Consider the following 23710-nt stretch of genomic DNA (forward strand, 5'->3'; position numbering starts at 1 on the left):
TCAGGGCGACCGGGTCAGGCGGGTGGGGTGTCGGGGCCGCCGTAGTCCGGGCTGGAGTAGTCCGGGCTGCTGAAGCGGGGGCGGGTCTCGGTCCGGTCGGGGGACTCGGAGGAAGGGCGGCTGGAGAAGCCCGGGTGGGAATACCCCAGCCGGCTCTCTCGCGGCACGAAGGTGGACGGCGCCTGCTCGGGCCCCCTGGGATCGGCCAGCGCCTCCCGCAGGAACGGCACTATCCCCCGCTCCATCAGCGCCTCGCGCCACGCCGTACGGGCCAGCGCCACCTCCTCCGCGAGCCGGCCGGCGCCCGGATCGTTGCCCTTGTCGCCCCCGGGCGCGCGCGCCGCTCCGGCGCCGTTGCGCATCGCGGCCAGCAGCAGGCCGGCCGTCGCGACCAGGATCCCGGCCGCGGCGAGCGCCGCGAACACCCAGCCGGCGCTGCGGATCGGGCCTGCCACGGCGGGCTCGGGGGTCAGCAGATGCAGCGCGTATCCCAGCAGCAGGAAGATGACGGCCGCCGTGCCCGCGAGCACCGGGGCCAGCACCGAGACCATGGCGACCAGCCCCGCGCCCCCCGCCTCCGCCAGGCTGTCGCTGCCCATCGCCCCGGCCAGCCTGTTGCCGACGCTCTCGCCGCCGCCCTCCCTCGCCCCACGGGCCTTGGCGCCCCCCGCCGCCTCCCCGCCCGCCCCGGCGAGCGTGGTCACGGCACCTGAGCCGCCGCCCGAGGAGGGGCGGCCCGAGACGGAGGGCGCGTTTTCGGGGCGGCGCAACTCCTCGCGCAGGCGCACGAACTGGTGGTACTCGGCTTCCGCGCACGCGGCTATCGCGGTGGCGGCGCTGAGCGCCATGGTGCGCAGCTGCTCGGCGTTGAGCCGTTGGCCGATCGCAGCGAGGTCGGCGCGGCGGTGCGCGGTTCGCAGAGCCTCGTCGAGGACCCGCTCGAACTCGGGCCGGTCTTCGCGTAGCAGGTGCGGAGCGGTGTTCATGTGCATCCCCCGATGCTCCGTAGGGCCTGGGTGGGCCGGTCGAGGGCGGGGCAGGTCAGCAGGCGGAGAACTCAGTTTCGGCAAGGCCGATGGTAGAGCGCCGGAGGTGCTCAGTGACAGAGAGTTTCCAGAATTGACCCGCTACAGCGATGCCCCCCAGCCGATCACTTCTGGGGAAACGTCTGCCCGGGAATCCGCGCGCGAATCAAAAGGTGCGCCGAACCGCGCCCCGTGCGCCCCTCACTGCACGAGGGGCAACTGCGCGATAAGGAGCTTTCCGGCCATCGTGACCCCGCCGTCCATGGCGACCGCGAGCCCGTCCGCGTACACGTGCGGACCCGTGATCTGCGGGGCGCTCGCCTCACCCTCGCCGTCCTCGCTGCCCACCTCGCCCAGCAGGTAGGGGATGGGGCTGTGCCCGTGGACGATCCGCTTGCCGCCGAAGGTGTCCAGCAGCTCGCGCACCGCCATGGGGCCCGCGCCCTCGTCCCGGAAGGCGAAGCGCTTGGTGAACTTGCGGAACAGGTCCCACGTCTCCTCCGCGTCGTCGCGCTGGAGGGCCGTGGTGATGGCGTCGTTGACCTCGTCGATCGTGTTGCCGTAGTCCATGTAGCAGGTGGCGTCGGAGTGCACCAGCAGGTGCCCGTCGGCCAGCGCGATGGCGTCCAGCCGGGACATCCACTGGAGGTGGTGGCCGGCCAGCCGCTCCATGTCGGTGCGCTGGCCGCCGTTGAGCAGCCAGGCAGCCTGGAAGGAGGCGGTGCCGGCACCGGAGTTGACGGGGGTGTCACCGAACCGCTTGGCGCCGAGCAGCAGCAGCTCGTGGTTGCCCATCAGCGCCTTGCAGTAGCCGCCGGCCGCAGCGGCCTCGGCCGACAGCTGCATGACCAGCTCGATCACGCCGATGCCGTCGGGGCCCCGGTCGGTGAAGTCCCCCAGGAACCACAGGCGCGCGTTGCCCGCGACCCAGCGGTCCTCGGAGTCGATGATGCCGAACTGCCGCAGTGCCGCGCGCAGTTCGTCGAGATAGCCGTGCACGTCGCCGACGACGTAGAGGGGGCCCTCGCCGTCGTTGCCCCGCGGCGCGGCGACGGGCACGTCGACCATGGTGGGCTCGGGCACGCTCGCCACCCGGGTCGCGGCGCCGACGACCGGCAGGTCGCGCGCCGTCGGTGTGTACTCCTCGGGCATCTCCGCGCGCACGGGCGCGGGCTCTTCGGGCGCCGGACCGCTGAGTGCCGGAGCGCCGGGCGGCGGTCCGCCGGCCGGATGAGGCGCGGCAGCCCGGCGCGGGTCGCTGACGGGCCGCGGGCCGGCCGGAGCCGGGGCGCCGACGGGCCGGGGGTCGCGGGGCGGCGGGCCGCCCGGCACGGAGGTGTCCGGGACCGCCGTACGGGGAGCAACGGCTCCCGGCACGGGGCCACTTGGGACCGGTGCGCCCTGCACGGGCACGCTCCGCGCGGGCATGCCCTGCGCAGGCATGCCCTGCGCAGGCACGCCCTGCCCGGGACCGCTCGGCGGCGCGACGGGCGAGCCCGTGCCGGGAGGCCCGACGGGCGCCCCCGTGCCGGTTCCCTCCCCGTGTGCCGCCGTCCCGCCGTGCCATACGTCGGGTCCCTGACCGGCCCCCTGAGTCATCGACCCCTCCACCATCGCGCCGCCGCCGTGCACCGCCGACCTCCCCCTTCCGTTCGGGGCCTCACGGCCCGCGGAGACGGTCCCAGCCGCTGGTCCTTCGGCCTGGGAGCCACCCAGGTCGGGAGCCGGTCCCGGTGTCGTCCTCCCCCGGCCTTCGACCGGGGGTGCACCCAATCATAGGAACGCTGGTCGCGGCTTGTGACGCACCTGGGGGCCCGCATTTGACGCAGTGTCCGAACGGGGCATGAATTCATCCGGAATTCTCCGGGGACGTACCTCTTGGATTCCGCCCGGATTCCGCCGCGTCGGGCCGTGACCCCTCGCGTCAGCCCCGGCGGCGGCCATCCGCGTCACCCGGCATTTCCGTATCGGTCGCGTTCAGTCAGCGCGGGGCGCACGGGGCGCACTGACCGTTGTGCGAGCGCCCCGGCGATACGAGGAGGTACGCACGATCAGATCGGTGGGCATCACCTGCCGCACGGGCAGCGCCGGGCCGATGCCCTCGATGGCGTCGATCAGCAGCTGGATGACGGTGTTGCCGATCCGCCCCGGCTTGAGCGAGAGCGTGGTGATGGGCGGCTCGGTCGTGGCGTAGACGGTGGACTCGCTACAGCACACCAGCAGCAGGTCCTCCGGCACCCGCAGCCCGTAGCGTCGCGCCGCCCCCAGCAGGTCGGTGCCGTTGGGGTCGAAGAGGCCGTAGACCGCGTCCGGGCGGTCGGGTCTGGCCAGCAGCCGGTCGGCGGCCACCGCGCCCGCGCACGGGTCGTGTGCCGGATAGCTCTCGTAGACCGGGTCCTGGCCCACGCGCTCGCACCACTCCAGGTAGGCGCTGGTCGACAGCCGGGTGTAGGTGTCGGTGCTGGTGCCCGTCAGCAGGCCGATGCGGCGGGCTCCGGATTCGGCGAGGTGGTCCAGGAGGCCGCGCACCGCCTCCTCGTGGTCGTGGTCCACCCACGCGGTGACCGGCACGGAGCCGCTGGGGCGGCCGTCGGAGACGACCGGGATCCCGGAGCGGACCAGTTCGGTGACGACCGGGTCCTGGTCGGAGGGGTCGATGACGACGGTGCCGTCCAGCGCGACGTTGGACCACACGTCGAAGGGGCTGTCCCGGGCCGGGGCCGGCAGGATCACCAGGGCGTAGCCGCGGGCCAGCGCCGCCGAGGTCGCGGCCCGCGCCATCTCGGCGAAGTAGGCGAACTCGGTGAAGGTGAACGGTTCTTCGCCGTACGTCGTGACGGTCAGGCCGATCAGCCCCGACTTGCCCGTGCGCAGCGTGCGGGCCGCGGCGGAGGGGCGGTAGCCCAGCCGCTCGGCGACCTCGCGGACGTGGCTGCGCGTGGCATCCGGAAGCCGGCCCTTTCCGTTGAGGGCGTCGGAGACAGTCGTGATGGAGACACCGGCCGCGGCGGCGACATCCCGGATGCCGGCCCGCGCCCTCGGCCGGCTCCCCCGGGAGTACCTCCCGGCCGGAGGCTGCGGGAGGGACGCCGGTGTCCGGCTCCCCTGATGCTTCTCTGCTGCTGTCATGGCGACCCGATCGTAGGCCTGCGGCAGGTTGGACGCCGGGGCCGCGGAGGGCGCGCGAGCAGGCAGGATCCGGCGTCTTCGACGGGGCGGAACGACCATGGAACGCGCAGTTCACGGTTGGGTCGCGCGGCTCGTGGCGGAGAGCGGGCGCGGTTGTTTCCGCCGGATCGGCGATCCGGTAAGGGGAGCCTTAATCACCTTCACGAGCGATGCGCGCCACCGCGTTCGCCACCAGCGCGCAGGGCGTACGCGGACGGGCCCCGTCCGGGACGTACGCCGGGTGGAGGAATCCTCTTAAGGTGAACAGTATTGACGCGGATACGGGACGACGGTCCAGGAGGAGCAGCGGTGAGTGACAAGAGCGAGCGGGAGCACGAGGAGCGCGGGGACGCGACGGGGGCGCGTGGCCCCCGGCTGCGCGGTGCGCTGGCGGACGTCCCGTCCTACAAGCCCGGCCGCCCGGCCTCGGCCGACGGGCCCGTCTCCTACAAGCTGTCGTCGAACGAGAACCCCTACCCGCCGCTGCCCGGCGTGCTGGAGTCGGTGACGGCCGCCGCCGCCTCCTTCAACCGGTACCCGGACATGGCCTGCTCCGGTCTGCTCGCCGAGCTGGCGGACCGCTTCGAGGTGCCGGTCTCCCACCTGGCCACCGGCACCGGCTCGGTGGGCGTCGCCCAGCAGCTGTTGCAGGCGACGGCGGGTCCGGGGGACGAGGTGATCTACGCCTGGCGCTCCTTCGAGGCGTACCCGATCATCACGCAGATCTCCGGCGCCGCCTCGGTGCGGGTGCCGCTGACCGGCGGCGCCGAGCAGGAGGCGCACGACCTGGACGCGATGGCGGACGCGATCACCGAGCGCACCCGCCTCATCTTCGTCTGCAACCCCAACAACCCCACCGGCGCCGCCATCCCCCGTGCGGACCTGGAGCGCTTCTTGGACCGGGTGCCGGCGGATGTGCTGGTGGTGCTGGACGAGGCGTACCGCGAGTTCGTGCGCGACGAGCGGGTGGTGGACGGCATCGAGCTGTACCGCGACCGCCCCAACGTGTGTGTGCTGCGGACCTTCTCCAAGGCGTACGGGCTGGCCGGGCTGCGGGTCGGCTTCGCGGTGGCGCACGAGCCGGTGGCCGCCGCGCTGCGCAAGACCGCCGTCCCCTTCGGTGTGAGCCAACTCGCACAGGAGGCGGCGATAGCCTCGCTGCGCAGCGAGGACGCGCTGCTGGAGCGGGTGGAGGCGCTCATCGAGGAGCGCACCCGGGTGCTGGGGGAGCTGCGGGGCCAGGGGTGGACGGTGCCCGAGTCGCAGGCGAACTTCGTGTGGCTCCGGCTGGGAGCCCGTACGGCGGACTTCGCGGAGCGGGCCGAGGCGGCCGGGGTGACGGTGCGGCCGTTCGCCGGGGAGGGCGTGCGGGTCACCATTGGAGAGACCGCGGCCAACGACATCTTCTTGCAGGTCACGGCGGCTTTTCGGAAAGAGCTTTAGTCCCTTTTGGGAACGTCTGCCCCTGTCCCGGCCGGGTTTTCGACCCCCGGTGACATGTCCGGTATGGGGGTGTCGTAGGGTCGCTTGTGAATGTGAACGCATTCACGAACGCGGGTGCGACCCGAAGGAGAGAGCAACGTGGACCTTGCGTTGGCGCCGGAGACCCTGGCGCGCTGGCAGTTCGGCATCACGACCGTCTACCACTTCCTCTTCGTCCCTTTGACGATCTCCCTGGCCACCCTGACCGCGGTCCTCCAGACCGCGTGGGTGCGGACGAACAAGGAGAAGTACCTCAAGGCGACCCGCTTTTGGGGAAAGCTCTTCCTGATCAACATCGCCATGGGCGTGGTCACCGGCATCGTGCAGGAGTTCCAGTTCGGCATGAACTGGTCGGACTACTCCCGCTTCGTCGGAGACGTCTTCGGCGCACCGCTCGCCTTCGAGGCGCTGATCGCCTTCTTCATGGAGTCGACCTTCATCGGCCTGTGGATCTTCGGCAGGGACAAGCTGCCCAAGAAGCTGCACCTGGCGACCATCTGGCTGGTGGCGTTCGGCACCGTCGCCTCGGCCTACTTCATCCTGGCCGCCAACTCCTGGATGCAGCACCCGGTCGGGTACCGCATGAACGAGGGCAACGGCCGGGCCGAAATGACGGATTTCTTCGGGATCCTGTTCCAGAACACCGCGCTGGCGCAGTTCTTCCACACCATGACCGCCGCCTTCTTGACCGGTGGCGCCTTCATGGTCGGCATCGCCGCCTACCACCTGCTGCGCAAGAAGCACATCCCGGTGATGCGCAGCTCGCTGCGGCTCGGGCTGGTGACCTTGGTGATCGGCGGACTGCTCACCGTCGTCAGCGGCGACCGGCTCGGCAAGATCATGTACGAGCAGCAGCCGATGAAGATGGCCTCGGCCGAGGCCCTGTGGGAGACCCAGGCCCCCGCCCCGTTCTCCGTCTTCTCCTACGGCGACGTCGACAAGGGACACAACAAGGTCGCCATCGAGATCCCCGGTGTCCTCTCCTTCCTCGCGCACGACAACTTCTACGAGGCCGTCCCCGGCATCAACGACACCAACGCGCACCTGAAGGAGAAGTACAAGGACAGCGTCGGGCTGGATGACTACCGGCCCAACATCCCCGTCGCCTACTGGTCGTTCCGCTGGATGATCGGCTTCGGGATGGCCTCCTTCACGCTCGGCTTCGCCGGCCTCTACCTCACCCGGCGCAGGCTCTGGCTGTCCGAGCGGCTGCGAACCCGTACGGCCGACGAGAACGCGGTGCCCCGGCTGGCGCTCACCAAGGACCGCGAGCTGGGCGGGCGGCTGGGCACCTGGTACTGGCGGCTGTCCGCGCTCACCCTCCTCTTCCCGCTGATCGCCAACTCCTGGGGCTGGATCTTCACCGAGACCGGCCGCCAGCCCTGGGTGGTCTACGGGGTGCTGCCCACGGCCTCGGCCGTCTCCCCCAGCGTCTCCCAGGGCGAGGTGCTCACCTCGCTGATCGTCTTCACCACGCTGTACGCGATCCTCGCCGTCGTCGAGGTCAAGCTGCTGGTGAAGTACGTCAAAGCCGGGCCCCCGGAGCTGACCGAGGCCGACCTCAACCCGCCCACCAAGATCGGTGGAGACACCGATTCCGACCGGCCCATGGCCTTCTCGTACTGAGATCGGGGCGAATCGCTGTGCAACTCCACGACATCTGGTTCGTGATCATCGCCGTCCTGTGGATCGGCTACTTCTTCCTGGAGGGCTTCGACTTCGGGGTCGGCGTGCTGACCAAGCTGCTGGCCCGCGACCGCTCCGAGCGCCGGGTGCTGATCAACACCATCGGCCCGGTCTGGGACGGCAACGAGGTGTGGCTGCTGACCGCCGGCGGGGCCACCTTCGCGGCCTTCCCCGAGTGGTACGCCACCCTCTTCTCCGGCTTCTACCTGCCGATGCTGCTCATCCTCGTCTGCCTGATCGTGCGCGGCCTCGCCTTCGAGTACCGCGCCAAGCGGGAGGGGGAGCGCTGGCAGACCAACTGGGAGCACGCGATCTTCTGGACCTCGCTGATCACCGCGTTCTCGTGGGGCGTGGCGTTCGGCAACATCGTGCGCGGCGTGAAGATCGACCAGCACATGGAGTACGTCGGCACCCTCGCCGACCTGTTCAACCCCTACGCGCTGCTGGGCGGCCTGGTCACCCTGGCGCTGTTCACCTTCCACGGCGCCGTCTTCACCGCGCTCAAGACCCTCGGCGACATCCGCGACAGGGCCCGCAAGCTGGCCACGGTGCTCGGGCTGGTGACCGCCGTGCTCGCGCTGGGCTTCCTGGCGTGGACGCAGGCCGACAGCGGTGACAGCTGGAGCATGGCCGCCCTCGTCGTCGCCGTCGTCGCGCTGGTGGCCGCGCTCGGCACCAACCTCGCGGGGCGCGAGGGCTGGTCGTTCGCCTTCTCGGGGCTGACCATCGTGGCCGCCGTGGCGATGCTCTTCCTCACGCTGTTCCCTGACGTGATGCCTTCGACGCTGAACGAGGAGTGGAGCCTGACGGTCACCAACGCGTCCTCCACGCCCTACACGTTGAAGATCATGACCTGGTGCGCGGCGATCGCCACGCCCGTCGTGCTGCTCTACCAGGGCTGGACGTACTGGGTCTTCCGCAAGCGGATCGGCACCCAGAGCCTCGCGCCGTCCGGCGGCCACTGAGAGCGGGGGAGCCGGCGCCATGAAGCCTGTCGACCCGCGGCTGCTGCGGTACGCGCGCACCACCCGACTGTTCCTGCTCACCGCCGTCACGCTCGGCCTGGCCGGGGCGGCCCTGGTCATCGGGCAGGCGATGCTGATCGCCGACATCGTCGTGGCCGCCTACCGGCACGGGGAGTTCGCGCGCACCGCGCTGCTGCTGCTCGGCGCCGTCTCCGTCGCCAGGGCCCTGGTGTCCTGGCTGACGGAGCTGGCGGCCCACCGGTGCGGCGCCGCGGTCAAGTCCGAGCTGCGTACGGGGCTGCTGGAGCGGGCCACCGCGCTGGGGCCCGGTTTCCTGACCACGCAGCGCACCGGCGAGCTGACGACGCTGGCCACGCGCGGGGTCGACGCGCTCGACGACTACTTCGCGCGCTATCTGCCGCAACTCGGCCTCGCGGCCGTGGTGCCCGTCGCGGTGCTGGCCCGCATCGTCACCGCCGACTGGATCTCGGCCGCGATCATCGTGGTGACGCTGCCGCTGATCCCCCTGTTCATGGCGCTGATCGGCTGGGCGACCCAGTCGAGCACGGACCGCCAGTGGCGGCTGCTGACCCGGCTGTCCGGGCACTTCCTGGACGTGGTCGCCGGGCTGCCCACGCTGAAGGTGTTCGGCCGCGCCAAGGCACAGGCCGACAACATCCGCGCCATCACCGGCGACTACCGCCGCGCCACCCTGCGCACCCTGCGGCTCGCCTTCCTCTCCTCGTTCGCGCTGGAACTGCTGGCGACGATCTCCGTGGCGATCGTCGCCGTCAGCATCGGTACCCGGCTCGTCCACGGCGAACTCGACCTGACGACCGGGCTGATGGTGCTCATCCTGGCCCCCGAGGCGTATCTGCCGCTGCGGCAGGTGGGCACGCACTACCACGCGGCGGCCGAGGGCCTGGCCGCGGCGGAGGAGGTCTTCGCCGTCCTGGAGCGGCCGGTCCCCGAGCGGGGGTCCGCCACCGCGGACATCCGTACCGCCTCCCTCACGCTGGAGGGCGCCGCGGTACGGCACGAGGGGCGTACGGGGTATTCCCTGGCGCCCACCGATCTGGTGCTGCGCCCCGGGGAGACGGTCGCGCTGACGGGCCCCTCCGGCGGCGGCAAGACGACGCTGCTGTCCGTGCTGCTGGGCTTCACCCCGCTCACGGAGGGACAGGTGCGGGTGGGCGGCGTACCGCTGGCCCAGCTGGAGCCCGAGGGCTGGCACGAGCAGATCGCCTGGGTACCTCAGCACCCCTGCCTGTTCGCGGGCACGATCGCGGAGAACGTCCGGCTCGCCCGGCCCGACGCCGACGGCCACGCGGTGGCCCGCGCCCTCGCCGACGCGGGCGCGCCGGACCTCGACCCCGCGCGCGTCCTCGGCGAGGACGGCGGCGGCCTCTCCGCGGGCCAGCGCCAACGCGTCGCCCTGGCCCGCGCGTTCCTCGCCGACCGCCCCTTGCTGCTGCTCGACGAGCCGACCGCCGCACTGGACGGCACCACGGAGGCCACGGTCCTGGAGGCGGTACGCCACCTGGCCGAGACCCGCACGGTGGTGCTGGTGACACACCGCCCGGCGCTGCTGGGGGCGGCGGACCGGGTGGTGGAGCTGGGAGCTGACGCTGCCGCCGTGGGGCGGCGGAACGCCACAGCCTTGGGGCTGTCTGCCGCCAGGGGCGGCAGTGGGGGTCCCCCCGGCCGGAGGCTGGGGGAGGGCCAAGGCGGCCCTCAGACGCCAACCGGCCCGCACCACCCCCAAAGCGAGGGCGCCCCCACAGCGCGGCGCACCCTCACCCGCGTACGGTCCATGGGCCAGGCCGAAGGCATGAGGAAGAAGTTCGCGCTGGCGCTCACCCTAGGAGCGCTCGCGCTCCTGAGCGCGACGGGCCTCATGGCCACCTCGGGCTGGCTGATCTCCCGCGCGGCCCAACAGCCCCCCATCCTGTACCTGATGGTCGCGGTCACCGCGACCCGCGCGTTCGGGATCGGCCGCGCCGTCTTCCGCTACGCCGAGCGCCTCGTCTCGCACGACGCCGCGCTCCGGGTCCTGGCGGACCTGCGCGTGTCCGTGTACCGCCGCCTGGAGCGCCTGGCCCCCGCCGGGCTGCGCGGCACGCGGCGCGGCGACCTGCTCACCCGGCTGGTGGCCGACGTCGACGCGCTCCAGGACTACTTCCTGCGCTGGCTGCTCCCGGCCTCCGTCGCCGCCACGGTCGCCCTCGCGTCGGTGGCGTTCACCGCGTGGCTGCTTCCCGCCGCCGGCGCGGCCCTCGCGCTGGGGCTGGCCGTGGCGGGCGTGGCCGTCCCCGCGCTGACGGCCACGCTCTCGCGCCGCACCGAGCGTCGGCTGGCGCCCGCGCGGGCCGACCTGGCGACCCGTACCGTCGACCTGCTCACCGGCACGGCATCCGGCGAACTCCCCGTCAGCGGCGCCCTGCCCGCGCGGCGTCGCGAGGTCGCCGCAGCCGATACGGCGCTCACGCGTATCGCCGCGCGCTCGGCGGCCCGTACGGCGCTCGCGGCGGGGCTGAGCACGCTGGCCGCCGGTCTCACGGTGACGGCCGCCGCCTGGGCGGGCGCCGCCGCGACGGTGGACGGCGCGCTGAACGGGCTGCTTCTGGCGACCGTCGTACTGACGCCGCTGGCCGTGTTCGAGGCGATGACACCCCTGCCGCAGGCGGTGCAGTTCCGCCAGCGGGTACGGCGCTCGGCCGAGCGCGTGCATGAGGTCCTGGACGCACCCGTGCCCGTACGGGAGCCGGAGCACCCGGCGGAGCTGGGGGAGCGCCCCTTCCCGCTGCGTACGAGGGGCCTGACCGTCCGCTACCCGGACGCTCCGGAGGGGGCGCCCCCGGCGCTCGACGGGTTCGAGCTGGAGCTGACGCCGGGCCGCAGGGTCGCCGTCGTCGGCGCCTCCGGCTCGGGCAAGACGACGCTGGCCCACGCCCTGCTGCGCTTCGTGGAGCCCGAGCCCGAGCAGGGGCGGGGGCCGGGGCGGGACGGTGCGGCGCCGTACACGCTCGGCTCCCCCGCCGTGGACGCGACGGCGGCCGACCCGGACGCCGTACGCCGCGTCGTCGGCCTGTGCGCGCAGGACGCCCACCTGTTCGACAGCTCGCTCCGCGAGAACCTGCGACTGGCCCGGCCCTCCGCCACCGGGGCCGAGCTGCGCGCCGCGCTGGCCGCCGCCCGGCTGGCGGAGTGGGTGGACACGCTGCCCGACGGGCTCGACACGCTCGTCGGCGAACACGGCGCGAAGCTGTCGGGCGGACAGCGCCAGCGGCTCGCGCTCGCCCGTGCGCTGCTGGCCGACTTCCCCGTCCTCGTCCTCGACGAGCCCGCCGAACACCTGGATCTGCCCACGGCCGACGCGCTGACCGCCGACCTGCTGGCGGCGACCGAGGGCCGGACGACGGTACTGATCACCCACCGCCTCCAGGGCCTGGAGGCGGTGGACGAGGTGATCGTGCTGGACGGTGGCCGCACCGTCGAGCGCGGCTCCTACGCCCGGCTGGCGGCGGCGGACGGCCCGTTCGCCGCGATGCTCGCCACCGAGCGGGAGGCGGCGCTCGCCGGTCGGGACCGGGAGCGGGACGGGGCCCGGGAGACACGGCACCCGGCACCGGCCGTGGCCCCCATCGGCTAGTGCCGTGACCGGCAATGTTTGCCCGTCAAGGAGCGTCGTCCGGTGCGTGCGATCGCAAGGCGGCCGGAAGTCCTTGATTGGGGTCTCCCCTGCTCGAACGAAGTTGAGAGCTTGGGGAAGGAGCTACCAGGGCTTTTGGCCAACGCCGCGAGCGGGCGTGCCGGGCGGCGCGACGGGGCAAAGCTTGCCGGGAGGGGCACTAGACGTACGTCTCGATCACGGTGGCGACGCCGTCCTCCTCGTTGGTGGACGTCGTGTGTGTCGTGGAGACCCGCACATCGGGGTGGGCGTTGGCCATGGCGTAGGAGGTGCCGGCCCAGGCGAGCATCTCCAGGTCGTTGGGCATGTCGCCGAAGGCGACGACCTCCTCGGGCGCGATGCCCCGTTCCTCGCAGGCCAGCGCCAGGGTGCTGGCCTTGCTCACCCCGCGCCCCGAGATCTCCAGCAGCGCGGACGGGCTCGACCTGGTGAACTCAGCGTGCGTCCCCGCCGTCTTCCGGCCCAGGGCCAGGAACTCGTCCGCGTCCATCTCCGGGTGGTGCGCCAGCAGCTTCAGCACCGGGTCGGAGCCGAGCCCCGTCCCCTCCGCGAGCAGTTCGTCCGCCAGGGCGTAGGAGGTGCCGGGGTCCTGGGGGAAGGAGGGGTAGTCGGGCTCGTAGTGGATGCCCTCCGCCCGTTCGACGGCGAAGGTCACTCCCGGTGCCGCGCTCCGCAGGGCGTGGACGACGGCGAGGGCGTCCGCCCGCGCCAGCTCCCGCACCCGCACCACGCGCGGTCCCTCGGCGTGGAGGTCGACGACGGCGGCGCCGTTGGCGCAGATGGCGAGCCCGTGGCCGTGCACATGTTCGCTGACGACGCCCATCCAGCGGGCGGGCCGGCCGGTCACGAAGAACACCTCGATCCCGGCGTCCTCGGCGGCGGCGAGCGCGGCGATCGTACGGGGGGAAACCGTCTTGTCGTGCCTCAGCAGCGTGCCGTCCAGATCGGTGGCGATCAGGCGAGGGGGGCTCGTCACGCGGGCACCCCGAGGCGGGGCGGTCACGCGGCCGTGTGCGCGGCCCGGCACGTGACTGTGCGCGTGGCTGGGCGCCTGGCTGTGCGGGCGGTTGTGCGGACGGCTGTGTGCGCTGCCGTCGGGACCGGCGTCCGGGCTCGGGCTCGGGCCCGTGCCTGGGCCTGGGCCTGGGCCTTGGCCTGGGCCTTGGCCTGCGCCTGGGCCTGGGCCTGCGTTTGGACTCGGGTTTGGACTCGGGCTTGGGCTCTTCGGGGCGAGAGGTTCAGACGGATGAGTCACAGGCACCATCTTCGCGCATATGCCTGAACATGCGTGCGAGGTGCTGCACGGATGAGAGCACTCTCCGTACGAGCGGGAGCACGCAGGGCGCACAGCTGGGCGCCGGAGCACGGGGTGAGCGCGGTATCTCAGGGTCTTATCGCGTGATTACCGACATAAGCGGCACAATCGAAGAGGAGGCTCCGTATCCGCATGAGGAAGGGAGCGAGGCGCCCATGGCCGGTCACACGCGCTATGTCCCGGACCGTGGTCTGACCACGCGCATGGTCACCACGATGTTCTTCATCGGGCTGCTCTACGTCGTCCTCGTCGGCGTGCTGGTCGCACTGCTGGGGAAGGCCTGGCCCCTGGTGATCCTGATCGCGGGCGGGCTGTTCATCGCCCAGTTCTGGTTCAGCGACAAGATCGCGGCCTTCAGCATGGGCGCCCGCGAGGTCACCCCCGAGCAGGCGCCCGAGCTGCACGGAGCCGTCGACCGGCTGTGCGCGCTCGCCGACATGCCCAAGCCCCGGGTCGCCATCGCGGAGAGCGACGCACCCAACGCTTTCGCCACGGGCCGTAACCAGAAGAACTCCATGGTGTGCGCCACCACCGGGCTGCTGCGCCGCCTGGAGCCCGACGAGCTGGAGGGCGTGCTCTCGCACGAGCTGTCCCACGTCGCGCACCGGGACGTCGCGGTGATGACGATCGCCTCGTTCCTGGGCGTGCTGGCCGGGATCATGACGCGCGTCGCGCTGTGGGGCGGCGTCGGGCGGGCCGCCGGGCGGAGCAACGACAACGGCGCGGGCCTGCTGCTGCTCCTCGTACCGCTGGTCAGCGCCGTTGTCTACGTCATCAGCTTCCTGCTGACCCGGCTGCTGTCCCGCTACCGCGAGCTGTCGGCTGACCGCGCCGGAGCGCTGCTGACCGGACGCCCGTCCGCGCTGGGCTCCGCGCTCACGAAGATCAGCGGCGACATGGCACGCATCCCGACCAGGGACCTGCGCAAGGCCGAGCCGTACAACGCGTTCTTCTTCGTGCCCGCCTTCTCCGGCGAGAGCGTCGCCGCGCTCTTCTCCTCGCACCCGTCGCTGGAGAAGCGGCTCGACCAGCTCGGCCGCATCTCGGCCCAGCTCGGCCAGTGACACCCGGCTCCGCCCGGCCAGTGACATCCGGCTCCGCCCGGCCAGTGACATCCGGCTCCGCCCGACCCGCGACACCCGACTCCGCTCGATCTCGATGAGGCTCGATGAGAGGGGCCCGAGGTGGGTTTTCTGGACGCGCTACTCGGCCGCAGCAAGCCCAAGCGGCCCGACCTCGACCAGCTGTTCGCGCTGCCGTCCGCCGCGGTCACCCTCCAGGCGGGCGCCGCCTTCGTGCCCACCGGCATGGGCGCGGTCTGCTTCGCCAGCGTCGAGGGCGGCGCCTTCGCCCAGCTCCAGCGGGACGTACGGGCGCTGCTGGACGCGGACACGGAGCGCGGCGGCATCCCCGTCGAGTTCGGCCAGGACTCCTACGGCTATACATGGCTGACCGCGCGCCACGCCCCCGACGAGACGGCCGACCTGGTCAACGACCTGCACGCGGTCAATACCCTGCTCGCCGAGGGCGGGTTCGGACCGCAGCTGCTGTGCTCGACCGTCACGTTCCGGGAGTCGGCGGACGGCACGGAATCGGTGGACGGCACGGAGTCGGCCGACGGCGGGGGGTCGGCGGACGGCGCGGAAGGGGGCACGGGAGCCGTGACCGGCGCCCCGCGCCCCCTCGCGCTGATCTACCTCTACAAACGCGGCACCTTCTACCCCTTCGCCCCGCTGCCCGGCGCGGCCGAGAAGCGGGACAACGGGCTGGAGCTCCAGGTGCGCGCCCTGCTGGCGAACGACCTGCCCCTGGAGAAGGACCTCAGCCGCTGGTTCCCCGTGTGGAGCGCACCCGGGCTGTGATCCCCGGAACGGCTGCCTGCTCGGAACGGCGGCTGCTCGGAACGGCGCTGCTCAGGACAGTGGCCCTGCTCAGAACAGCGGCTTCAGGTCCGCGTGGACCAGCGAGTGGTCCGACTGCCCCTGCGGGTCGTGGACGCCGACGCCCGGCGGGTTGAAGGCACCCCGGCGCAGCAGGATGAAGTCGAGCTTCTTGCGCTGGGGAGGGGTCCCGATCGTGCCCTGGCAGCGGGCGTCGGGCTTGGCCCCGCAGTACGGGTCGGCGTCCGCGAAGTGCTGCCAGACAGGGGCCAGCTCGCTGGACGAGGGGAGCGTGTTGAAGTCCCCCAGCACGACCGCGCGGTTGTGCGGGCGGGCCGCCGCCTCCAGCTCGCGCGCCTGCTGGGCGCGTACCTCGGTTTGCGGGTCGCCTTCTGTCTTCTGCGCGAAGTGCGTGTTGAAGACGCGCACGTCCTTGCCCGCGACGGGCACGGTGACCGCCATGTAGCCGCGCGGCTCCGTACCGCCCCGGGAATAGCGCGTGTTGACCGCGTCCTTCGCCGGCGCCGCCGTCAGCATGGCCTGCCCGTAGGCACCGCCCTTGAAGATGCCGCCGCACTGTCCCCGTTTGCGGTTCACGGTGCCGTACGTGACGTGATAGTCGAGCTTGTGCACCTTCTTGAGGGCCCTGGCGATCCGGTCGACCTTGGTCTTGCAGGCTTCCTGGAAGCCGATGACGCCCGGACGGTACTGGGCGATCTGCCGTGCCTGCTCGTACGCGCTGTGGCGGCCGGGCCCGTGCAGGTTCCAGGTGACGACTCGGTTGGAGAACGTCCCGCTCGGCGCCCGGCCGCCGCCGCCCGCCATGTCGCGCAGCTCGTCCTTGGAGCCTGCCGCTTCCTTCGCGCTCGCCTTGCCGTGCTGGCTCTCCTTCTCGGACGAGGCCGCGGCCTTGCCGCCGTCGCTGCCCCCGTTTCCGCCGCCGGTGACGGCGACGCCCACGCCCATGACGGCGAGGGCCGCCGCCACGGCGGTGGCGGACAGGACGGCACGGCTGCGGCCCTTCTTGCCGGCCTCCCCGCTGTTCGTCGTGCGGTCCTTCTTGCTGCTCGGAGCCATGACGACTCCCCTTCCCCCGTTGATTTCCCCGTTGATTTCCCGGTGGTGCTACGCGGTGCTCGTCCCACTTCGTCCCACTCCGTCGCACTCCGTGGTGCTGACGTGGTCCTCCGTGGTGCTGGACACGACGTTAGGGACCCCAGCGGCATGAACGCGTCAGACGCTGACCCGAGATTCCGGGTGGACCGGCGCGGCAGTGCGGGTCAACCCACGCGGTACGGGGCGCTCTTTCCGCCGGTCGCGGGGGGAGCCCCGCCCCTCGACAGAAGCGGACGATCGCCTTCTGGCAGGATCACCCCCTGATCCATGTCCCGAGGGCCCCACGCCCCGGGTAGCGGGGAAAGCGAGGAAGACATGCGCAGGTGGAGTCGTGCCGTTCCGGCGGTCGTCGGTGCCGTCGTGCTGACGGTCGCATTGACCGGCTGCAACGGTTCGGGCAAGTCGGGCAAGAAGGGCGGCGACAAGTCCGGTTCGTCCTCCAGCTCGGAGGACAAGACCACGTTCAAGCTCGGCGAGGCCAGCCCGACGCAGACGAACGACGGGGCCAAGGCCAAGGGCAAGTGGACGGTCACCCCGACCAAGGTCGAGACCGGCACCGTCGAGGACATGGAGAACTCCGGCCTTGAGAAGGACAAGAAGGACGGCCCGCAGGTCCCCGTCTTCGTCTCGTCCACTCTCAAGCACCAGAGCGGTGACCCGATGGAGATCGGTGACATGAACGACGACTTGATCGTCAAGACGGACAAGGACAAGCGGACCCGCGAGCTGATCGTCCTGATGGGCGACGCCAAGTGGAAGAACTGCCCCACGACGGACACCGAGAAGAAGCTCAAGCCCGGTGACCAGGAGAAGATCTGCGGCGTCTTCCTGGTCCCCGAGGGCCAGAAGCCCGCAGCGGTGGAGCTCAGCCGGGGCTTCAACTCCCCGCCGCTGGAGTGGCCCGTCAAGGGCTGAGCCGGAGCGGTCCGTCAGGCGCGGTCCGTCAAGGGCCGAGCCCGCCTGGCCGTCAAGGGCCGAGCCCGCCCCGGCCTCCGTCCGCGGAACCAGCCGAGCCCCCGAGTCAGCAGCCGTCATACCGGCGACTTGGGGGCTCGTTCCCGTGATGCGGAGGTTGTCGGGAGGGCGGTGGGGCGGCCCGCCCAGGGTGACCGCATGGGCATCGGGGCCGGCCTCGGGTCTGACATCGGTGCTGAAATCGGGCTGACATCGGGGCTGCCATGGGGGTGACATCGGGTCTGACATCGGGGCTGAGGAGAGTGGCGGGGCGGTGGCGGAGCGGGAGCGTGTTGCCGCGTTCCGGGCGCGGCTGGGGCTCGCGTCGCTGATAGACGTGCACACCCATTTCATGCCGCAACGGCTGCTGGCCAAGGTATGGGCGTACTTCGACGCGGCCGGCCCGCTCGTGGGGCGGCACTGGCCGATCGCGTACCGCGAGGATGAGCAGCGGCGGCTGGAGACCCTGCGTGGCTTCGGCGTCCGGGCGTTCACCTCCATGCTGTACCCGCACAAGGCGGGCATGGCGCGCTCCCTCAACGACTGGGCCGCCGACTTCGCGGCCCGCACCCCCGACTGCCTGCACACCGCGACCTTCTACGCCGAGCCGGGCGCCGCCGACGACGTACGGCGGGCCCTGGCGCAGGGGGCGCGGGTCTTCAAGTGCCACGTTCAGGTAGGCCGGTTCGACCCGAGGGACCCGCTGCTGGACAAGGTGTGGGGGCTGCTGGCCGAGGCGGGCACGCCGGTGGTCACGCACTGCGGCTCGGGCCCGGTGCCCACCGCGTTCACCGGGCCGGGGCCGATGGGCGCGGTACTGGCGCGGCACCCGGCGCTGCGGCTGGTCGTCGCGCACCTGGGCATGCCCGAGTACGCCGACTTCCTGACGCTGGCCGAGCGCTACGCGGGAGTGCTGCTCGACACGACGATGGCCTTCACCGACTTCGTCGAGGACAGCGCCCCCTTCCCCCGCGAGGCCCTCCCCCGGCTGGCCGCGCTCGGCGACCGCGTGCTGCTGGGGACCGACTTCCCCAACATCCCGTACGCGTACGCGGACGCCCTGGAGGCGCTGGAGACCCGGACGGGGCTGGGGGAGAAGTGGCTGCGGGCGGTGTGCCACGACAACGCGGCGCGGGTTTTCGGGCTGTGATCCGGGGGGCTCAAGTGGGGGGTGAGGCCGGGGGCATCAGCGGGTGGCGAGGCCGGGGGCCTCTCAGGTGCTGATTCCTTCCTTGCGCAGACGGGCCGCCACCGCGTCCCAGGACGGGTCGACGGGGTCGGGGGTGCGGGTGGCGACCGCGTTGTCCTTGAAGCCGGAGGACGTCGAGACGCAGACGACGGGCCCCTCACCCTGTGGCCCCTCACCCTGTGGCCCTTCGTCCTGTGAGCCTCCGTCCTGTGAGCCTCCGTCCCTTCGGTCCGTCCGCCGGTGCGGGGTCCCGTGGGTGCGGTAGGCGGCCAGCCCCGCCGCCGCCGACAGCTCGGCCCACATGCCGTGGGCGGCCAGTTCGCGCTGTGCCGCGCGCATCCGCTCGTCGTCCACCAGCAGGCCGCGTCCGCCGCTGCCGCGTACGGCGAGCACGCCGCGGTAGCCGCCGACCGCGCAGTCGATGCCGTACGCGTCGGTGTGGCCCACCGCCACCCGGGCGGCGGGCAGGTCACGGGAGAGGGCGGCGGACAGCGGGCCGCCCGCCGCCGGTTCGCAGGCGTGCAGGCGCGGCACCCGGTCGGTGACGCCGAGCCGCCGGAGTTCGTCGAAGCCCTTCCACAGCCCGAACAGCATCTCGCCGTAGCCCACGGGCACGAACACATCTGCGGGGACGCCGACATCGGCGTGGATCTCGTAGGCGAGCGTCTTGTAACCCTCGGGCCCGAACGCGTGACCGGTGTGGGTGGGGGTGAGGTTGCTGACGGGGTGCATTCCGCAGCGCTCGACGATCAGCCGGGTGAGCGGCCACCGCGCCTCGGCCGGTACGGGCAGCACGACCGCGCCGTACGCGCGTACGAACGAGGAGACGGCGGGCGGGGTGTCCGCCGAGGCCAGCACCACGCAGCGCAGTCCGGCGCGGGCCGCGAACGCCGCGGCCGAGGCCGCGTGGTTGCCGGAGGACGCCACCACGGTCCCGGGCGCCCCGATGCGCAGCGCGGCGCTCGCGGTCACGCGGTTGAGACGGTCCTTGTGGCTCCAGGTGGGGTTGCGGGACTCGTCCTTGACGTAGAGGCCGTCGCCGATCTCGACCAGCGGGGTACGGCCCTCGCCCAAGCCGGGCGCGGCGAGGGGCGGGAGGAGGGGGGACCAGCGGTCGATGCCGGTGTAGGGGGTGGCGGGGACTGTGGGAGCTGCGGGGGCTGCAGGGGCTGCGGGGGCTGCGGGGGCTGGGGGGGCTGGGGGTGCGAAGAGGGTGGGGTCGACCGTCTCGTACGCGTAGTCGACCTCGACCGGGTACGCCGTCTCCTCGGTGCTCGTCCGCGGACAGCCGCTGGTCAGCGGGGGCCACAGGGGGTACGTGACGGCGGGGTCGCCGAGGGAGCGCTGACCGGTGGCGGTGGAGAGGGTCGTCATGGAGGAGGACGTTAGCCGGGGAAGGTGAGGTAGCACGGGGGCACCGCCTCCGTGAGCCATACGCCGTTCTCGCTGCGCCAGAAGGTGTGCCCCTCCTCGTGCATGAACCCCGCGGCGACCGTCAGCACGACGGCCCTGCCGCGCCGGGCCCCCACGCGGGCCGCGGTCTCGCGGTCGGGCGACAGATGCACCGCGTGCCGGGTCATGGGCCGCAGCCCCTCGTCGCGGATGGCGGAGAGGAAGCGCGGCGTCGTCCCGTGGAAGAGCACGGGCGGGGGCGGCAGCGCGGGCAGGTCGAGTTCGACGTCGACCGTGTGGCCCTGGTTCGCGCGGATCCGGATGCCGTCGGGAGAGAACGCGTAGCGCTGTTTGTCGTTGTGGGCGACGACTTCTTCCAGCTCGGCGCGGGTGAACGGGAAGTTGTGGGCCGCGGCGGCGGCCAGGAGTTCATCGGTACGGGCCCACCCGTGGGCGTCCAGCACGAGCCCGATGCGGTCGGGGTCGTGGCGCAGGTGACGGGCCAGATACTTGGATATGCGCACATGGCGCTTGGTCGCTGTGCTGCTGTGCTCGTTCGGCTTGCCGTTCATGTGACTTCAGGATGCCCGGGCTGGGCCGGCGGGCGCATGTGAATATGCGTCGCGGCGGTCGCGGCGGTCGCGGCGGTCGCGGGGTCCCGGCGGTCGCGGGGTCCCGGCGTCGCGGGCGTCCTGGGCGGACCAGGCGTCCTGGGCGGACCGGACCACGGCCGGTACACGGGCGGTGCATGACCGCTCCTCGGGCGGTGCATGACCGCTCCACGGCCGGGCCATGATCGCTCGATCAGGTGGGGAGGGTGTTCATCCAGGGGGTGAGGCCGCCGTATGCCATGGGGACGATCTCTTTGTACGTACGGTCGTCGGGCAGCGCCACGATCAGCCGGCAGAACGGCGGGTACCACGTCGTCTTCAGACGCGCCACGCGGTCGAACACCGCCTCCAGAAAGGCCGGGGTCGCCTCGCGCGGCAGGTCGTGGAAGGTGACGCCGTCGACGGTGATGTGCGCGTCCCCCTCCTCGAAGAGCTGCACCGAGATCTTCGGCGTCAGCGGCGTACCGGAGGGGCTGTCGCTCGCTTCGATCTCCAGCAGCGCCTCGTGGGGGAGGGACCCGTCCTCGTCGGTGACGGCGAACGCACCGGCCGCCGTGCGCCGCGAGGACTCGTCGGCACCGATCGCGTGTTCGGTGCGGACCCGCAGCCCGCGCCGCTCGGCGAGCGCCCCGAGCACGGAGACCGCGGACTCGGTGCTGTGGATCTGCGGGTGGTGGTTCATATGGTCCATACCGCTGATCATGCCTGGTGAGGCGCAGTTGCGCTGCTTGGCGGGGGCGGGTGTGGGACGTGGTGCGGGTGCGGGTGCGGGTGCGGGTGCGGTGTGGGGGTGGGCGTGGGGGGCGTGGGGCCGGCTCTGTGGGGTGGGGCCCGGTTTCGCGTGAGGGGTGGGGTCCGGCTCCGGGTGAGGGGGCCGTGCCCCCGCGAGGGCGGGTCCCGGAGCGGCGCGAGGGTGGGGTCCGGCTCCGGGTGGGGGTGGGTCCGTGGGTCCGGTTCCGTGGAAGGCGGGGCGGTCGGTGGGCGGGGGCGGGGCGCATAGGGTCGGGGTATGCGCCTGAGCACTGTGATCCTCCCCGTCCGCCGTTGGTCCGAGGGTGGCCGGGAGGTGTGGCAGCGGGCCGAGGAGCTGGGCTTTCATGCCGCGTACACCTACGACCACCTCTCATGGCGGGTACCGTTCCGCGACGGCCCCTGGTTCGGGGCCCTCCCCACCCTGACGGCAGCCGCGACGGCGACCTCGCGGCTGCGCCTGGGCACGATGGTCACCTCGCCGAACTTCCGGCACCCGGTCCCCCTCGCCAAGGAACTGCTCACGCTCGACGACATCAGCGAGGGGCGGATCACGCTGGGGATCGGCGCCGGCGGGAGCGGCTTCGACGCGACGGCGCTCGGCCAGGAGGCATGGACGCGACGCGAACGCACGGACCGCTTCGCGGAGTTCGTTCCCCTCCTCGACCGGCTGCTGACGCACGACGAGGTGACCCACGAGGGCACGTACTACTCCGCGCACGAGGCCCGTGACATCCCCGGCTGCGTCCAGCGCCCGCGCCTGCCCTTCACCGTCGCGGCCACGGGCCCGCGCGGGCTGCGCCTCGCCGCGCGGTACGGGCAGTCCTGGCTGACGACGGGCGAGCCCGCCGCCAACAACGGCGGGACCCCGGCCGACTCGCTCGCCGCGCTCGCCCGCCAGGTGGAAGGACTGGAAAAGGCGTGCGCCGAGACCGAACGCGACCCCGGCGCACTCGGGCGAACCCTCCTCACCGGCTTCACCCCCGACCGTCCGCTGGAATCCGTCGAGGCGTTCGTCGACTTCGCTGGGCGCGTCGGCGAACTGGGCTTCGACGAGTTGGCGCTGCACTGGCCGATCCCCGGAACGCTCTTCGAGGCGGACGAGCGCGTCTTCGAACGCATCGCCACGGAAGGCGCGGAACGGGTGCGCTAGCCCCGAGCCCGAGGCGCGAGCGCCGAGGCCGGAGCCCGAGCCGCGAGCCCCGAGCCCCGAGCCCCGAGCCCCGAGCCCCGAGCCGCGAGGCGTGTGTGCCGGTTCGGTTCCGGTCCGGGTCCGGGTCCGGGTCCTGGTCCTGGTCCTGGTTCCCGTTCCCGTTCCCGTTCCCGTCCCCGTTCCGGCGCAGCGTCAGCCGTACCGTTCGATGCGGAACTGGGTCTGGTCCGGCGACGTGTTCCTGCTGTGGCCCACCGACCAGGCGCCGCCCGCCGGTCCGGGCACGCTCGCCACGTCCCGCACATACGCGTCCACGCCGTTCGCCCCACCGCGCTCCCCGGCCCACTGGGTGCCGTTCCAGCGCAGGTAGTGCGCCGAACTTGAGTCCCAGAAGTCCCAGCCCCCGATCAGCCCGGGCCCGCGCGCGCTGCCTGTGCTGCTGCCGCTGTCGGTGATGGCGTTGAGGGAGCCGATCTTGAACGGCAGAGTGTCCCCGTTCACGAACGTCCACTCCTTCCCGTCGAAGTGGCTCAGCACCACGCCCGGCGGCTTCCCCGGCGGCCCCCCGACCCCGAAGGCGGCACCGACCGCCCAGATGTCGTCCGCCGCCGTCGGCAGCAGGTCGGAGATGCCGAGGCGGATGCCGACAACGGGCGGCAGCACCGTCCAGCCGCCCTCGGCACGCACGCCGTTGTCCTTGTCCTTGTCCTTTGCCGTGCCCTTGTCCTTGCCCTTGCCGCCGTCGGCCGAGGCCCCGTTGGCCGAGGCCCCTGCCTCGTCCCAACGGGCGAGGTCGTCACCGACGGTGTACACGCCGCCATCCGTACCGCCGCCCAGCCGTACGCGCCACGGCGCCGTGGCCGAGGTGGCGTTGGGGATCGGGGGCGTCCAGGCCCACGTGCCGCCCTTCCGGCGCAGCAGCTTGGGCAGCCCCTCGTGCTGGCCCGCGACCCAGACCGCACCGTCCGGCCCGGTGGCGACCCAGGTCAGCACGGTGGCGGGGTCTTCGCTGCCCGGATATTCCGTCTGGCGCCATGTGGTGCCGTCCCACCGCAACAGCCGGTCCGCGCCGTCCCTGTCCTCCCCCACCGCCCACGCGCAGCGCGCCGAAGTCCCGCTCACCGAGCGCAGCGAACCGTTCAGGCTCAGGTGCTTCACATCTGTCTGCGACCACGCCGCACCGTCCCAGCGCAGCGCCAGGGGACGTCCGCCCGTCCCGCTGGCCGGCAGCCCCTGCTCCCCGACCGCCCAGGCCAGATCCCGCCCGGCTGCCGATACGGCCAACAGCCGCGCCCCCGGGTCGACGGTCGGCCCGGGCATCAGCTGCCAACCG

The 23710-nt window shown here is 72.4% G+C and carries 18 protein-coding genes; 9 read left to right on the forward strand and 9 right to left on the reverse strand.

All coding sequences use genetic code 11. From position 1 onward, the window contains the following. Positions 1-14: 14 nt before the first annotated feature. The 3 genes from OHB04_RS21245 to OHB04_RS21255 form a co-directional block, all read right to left on the reverse strand. Entirely contained in the window at positions 15-992 is a 978-nt protein-coding gene (locus OHB04_RS21245) for a hypothetical protein (RefSeq protein ID WP_326808035.1), read from the reverse strand. Between the two features lie 234 nt (positions 993-1226). Next, positions 1227-2639, reverse strand: coding sequence for a metallophosphoesterase (locus tag OHB04_RS21250; RefSeq protein ID WP_326809483.1), 1413 nt, complete (start codon positions 2637-2639; stop codon positions 1227-1229). Positions 2640-3002: 363 nt separating this feature from the next. Further along, positions 3003-4154, reverse strand: coding sequence for a LacI family DNA-binding transcriptional regulator (locus OHB04_RS21255; RefSeq protein WP_326689293.1), 1152 nt, complete (start codon positions 4152-4154; stop codon positions 3003-3005). Positions 4155-4502: 348 nt separating this feature from the next. Between OHB04_RS21255 and hisC the strand changes: the two genes are divergently transcribed. The 4 genes from hisC to cydD all read left to right on the forward strand — a co-directional run bounded on the left by hisC (position 4503) and on the right by cydD (position 11978). Next, positions 4503-5636: a histidinol-phosphate transaminase gene (gene hisC / locus OHB04_RS21260; protein WP_326808036.1), complete on the forward strand. Its 1134-nt coding sequence runs from the start codon at positions 4503-4505 to the stop codon at positions 5634-5636. Positions 5637-5774: 138 nt separating this feature from the next. Further along, on the forward strand, positions 5775-7301 hold the full coding sequence (locus tag OHB04_RS21265) for a cytochrome ubiquinol oxidase subunit I (protein WP_326689294.1): 1527 nt from the start codon (positions 5775-5777) through the stop codon (positions 7299-7301). Between the two features lie 17 nt (positions 7302-7318). Further along, a complete protein-coding gene (gene cydB, locus OHB04_RS21270) occupies positions 7319-8326 on the forward strand; it encodes a cytochrome d ubiquinol oxidase subunit II (protein WP_326689295.1) in 1008 nt (335 codons plus the stop codon). 19 nt (positions 8327-8345) lie between these two features. After that, positions 8346-11978 carry a thiol reductant ABC exporter subunit CydD gene (gene cydD, locus OHB04_RS21275; protein ID WP_326808037.1) on the forward strand — a complete coding sequence of 1211 codons (3633 nt, stop codon included), beginning with the start codon at positions 8346-8348 and terminating at the stop codon, positions 11976-11978. A 199-nt stretch (positions 11979-12177) separates the two neighbouring features. Here cydD and OHB04_RS21280 read toward each other — a convergent pair whose 3' ends face one another. Then, on the reverse strand, positions 12178-12993 hold the full coding sequence (locus tag OHB04_RS21280; protein ID WP_326808038.1) for a Cof-type HAD-IIB family hydrolase: 816 nt from the start codon (positions 12991-12993) through the stop codon (positions 12178-12180). A 494-nt stretch (positions 12994-13487) separates the two neighbouring features. Between OHB04_RS21280 and htpX the strand changes: the two genes are divergently transcribed. After that, entirely contained in the window at positions 13488-14396 is a 909-nt protein-coding gene (htpX, locus tag OHB04_RS21285) for a zinc metalloprotease HtpX (RefSeq protein WP_326689298.1), read from the forward strand. A 120-nt stretch (positions 14397-14516) separates the two neighbouring features. Further along, positions 14517-15194, forward strand: coding sequence for a PspA-associated protein PspAB (gene pspAB / locus OHB04_RS21290; RefSeq protein ID WP_326808039.1), 678 nt, complete (start codon positions 14517-14519; stop codon positions 15192-15194). A gap of 69 nt (positions 15195-15263) precedes the next feature. Here the strand turns inward: pspAB and OHB04_RS21295 are convergent, their stop codons facing one another. Next, a complete protein-coding gene (locus OHB04_RS21295; protein WP_326808040.1) occupies positions 15264-16289 on the reverse strand; it encodes an endonuclease/exonuclease/phosphatase family protein in 1026 nt (341 codons plus the stop codon). 354 nt (positions 16290-16643) lie between these two features. Between OHB04_RS21295 and OHB04_RS21300 the strand changes: the two genes are divergently transcribed. After that, positions 16644-17243, forward strand: a complete 600-nt coding sequence (locus OHB04_RS21300; RefSeq protein ID WP_326808041.1) for a hypothetical protein — start codon at positions 16644-16646, stop codon at positions 17241-17243. 313 nt (positions 17244-17556) lie between these two features. Then, on the forward strand, positions 17557-18432 hold the full coding sequence (locus OHB04_RS21305) for an amidohydrolase family protein (protein ID WP_326808042.1): 876 nt from the start codon (positions 17557-17559) through the stop codon (positions 18430-18432). Between the two features lie 63 nt (positions 18433-18495). Here the strand turns inward: OHB04_RS21305 and OHB04_RS21310 are convergent, their stop codons facing one another. From OHB04_RS21310 to OHB04_RS21320, 3 genes are all read right to left on the reverse strand, one after another. Further along, on the reverse strand, positions 18496-19845 hold the full coding sequence (locus tag OHB04_RS21310) for a threonine synthase (protein WP_326808043.1): 1350 nt from the start codon (positions 19843-19845) through the stop codon (positions 18496-18498). Positions 19846-19856: 11 nt separating this feature from the next. Continuing rightward, positions 19857-20435: an RNA 2'-phosphotransferase gene (locus tag OHB04_RS21315; protein WP_326808044.1), complete on the reverse strand. Its 579-nt coding sequence runs from the start codon at positions 20433-20435 to the stop codon at positions 19857-19859. A gap of 232 nt (positions 20436-20667) precedes the next feature. Continuing rightward, positions 20668-21165, reverse strand: a complete 498-nt coding sequence (locus OHB04_RS21320) for a hypothetical protein (protein WP_326689306.1) — start codon at positions 21163-21165, stop codon at positions 20668-20670. 318 nt (positions 21166-21483) lie between these two features. Here OHB04_RS21320 and OHB04_RS21325 point away from each other — a divergent pair, with 318 nt between their 5' ends. Then, a complete protein-coding gene (locus OHB04_RS21325; protein ID WP_326689307.1) occupies positions 21484-22377 on the forward strand; it encodes an LLM class flavin-dependent oxidoreductase in 894 nt (297 codons plus the stop codon). A 192-nt stretch (positions 22378-22569) separates the two neighbouring features. Here OHB04_RS21325 and OHB04_RS21330 read toward each other — a convergent pair whose 3' ends face one another. Beyond that, positions 22570-23697, reverse strand: a complete 1128-nt coding sequence (locus OHB04_RS21330) for a hypothetical protein (protein ID WP_326808045.1) — start codon at positions 23695-23697, stop codon at positions 22570-22572. Positions 23698-23710 lie beyond the last annotated feature (13 nt).

The organism is Streptomyces sp. NBC_01775, from assembly GCF_035917675.1.
Lineage (GTDB): Bacteria > Actinomycetota > Actinomycetes > Streptomycetales > Streptomycetaceae > Streptomyces.

Bases quoted from the DNA above. Each gene is read 5' to 3' on its own strand.
- OHB04_RS21245 (WP_326808035.1), bottom strand. From the start codon at position 992: ATGCACATGAACACCGCTCCGCACCTGCTACGCGAAGACCGGCCCGAG.
- OHB04_RS21250 (WP_326809483.1), bottom strand. From the start codon at position 2,639: ATGGTGGAGGGGTCGATGACTCAGGGGGCCGGTCAGGGACCCGACGTA.
- OHB04_RS21255 (WP_326689293.1), bottom strand. From the start codon at position 4,154: ATGACAGCAGCAGAGAAGCATCAGGGGAGCCGGACACCGGCGTCCCTC.
- cydD (WP_326808037.1), top strand. From the start codon at position 8,346: ATGAAGCCTGTCGACCCGCGGCTGCTGCGGTACGCGCGCACCACCCGA.
- htpX (WP_326689298.1), top strand. From the start codon at position 13,488: ATGGCCGGTCACACGCGCTATGTCCCGGACCGTGGTCTGACCACGCGC.
- OHB04_RS21295 (WP_326808040.1), bottom strand. From the start codon at position 16,289: ATGGCTCCGAGCAGCAAGAAGGACCGCACGACGAACAGCGGGGAGGCC.
- OHB04_RS21300 (WP_326808041.1), top strand. From the start codon at position 16,644: ATGCGCAGGTGGAGTCGTGCCGTTCCGGCGGTCGTCGGTGCCGTCGTG.
- OHB04_RS21310 (WP_326808043.1), bottom strand. From the start codon at position 19,845: ATGACGACCCTCTCCACCGCCACCGGTCAGCGCTCCCTCGGCGACCCC.
- OHB04_RS21315 (WP_326808044.1), bottom strand. From the start codon at position 20,435: ATGAACGGCAAGCCGAACGAGCACAGCAGCACAGCGACCAAGCGCCAT.
- OHB04_RS21320 (WP_326689306.1), bottom strand. From the start codon at position 21,165: ATGGACCATATGAACCACCACCCGCAGATCCACAGCACCGAGTCCGCG.
- OHB04_RS21325 (WP_326689307.1), top strand. From the start codon at position 21,484: ATGCGCCTGAGCACTGTGATCCTCCCCGTCCGCCGTTGGTCCGAGGGT.
- OHB04_RS21330 (WP_326808045.1), bottom strand. From the start codon at position 23,697: ATGCCCGGGCCGACCGTCGACCCGGGGGCGCGGCTGTTGGCCGTATCG.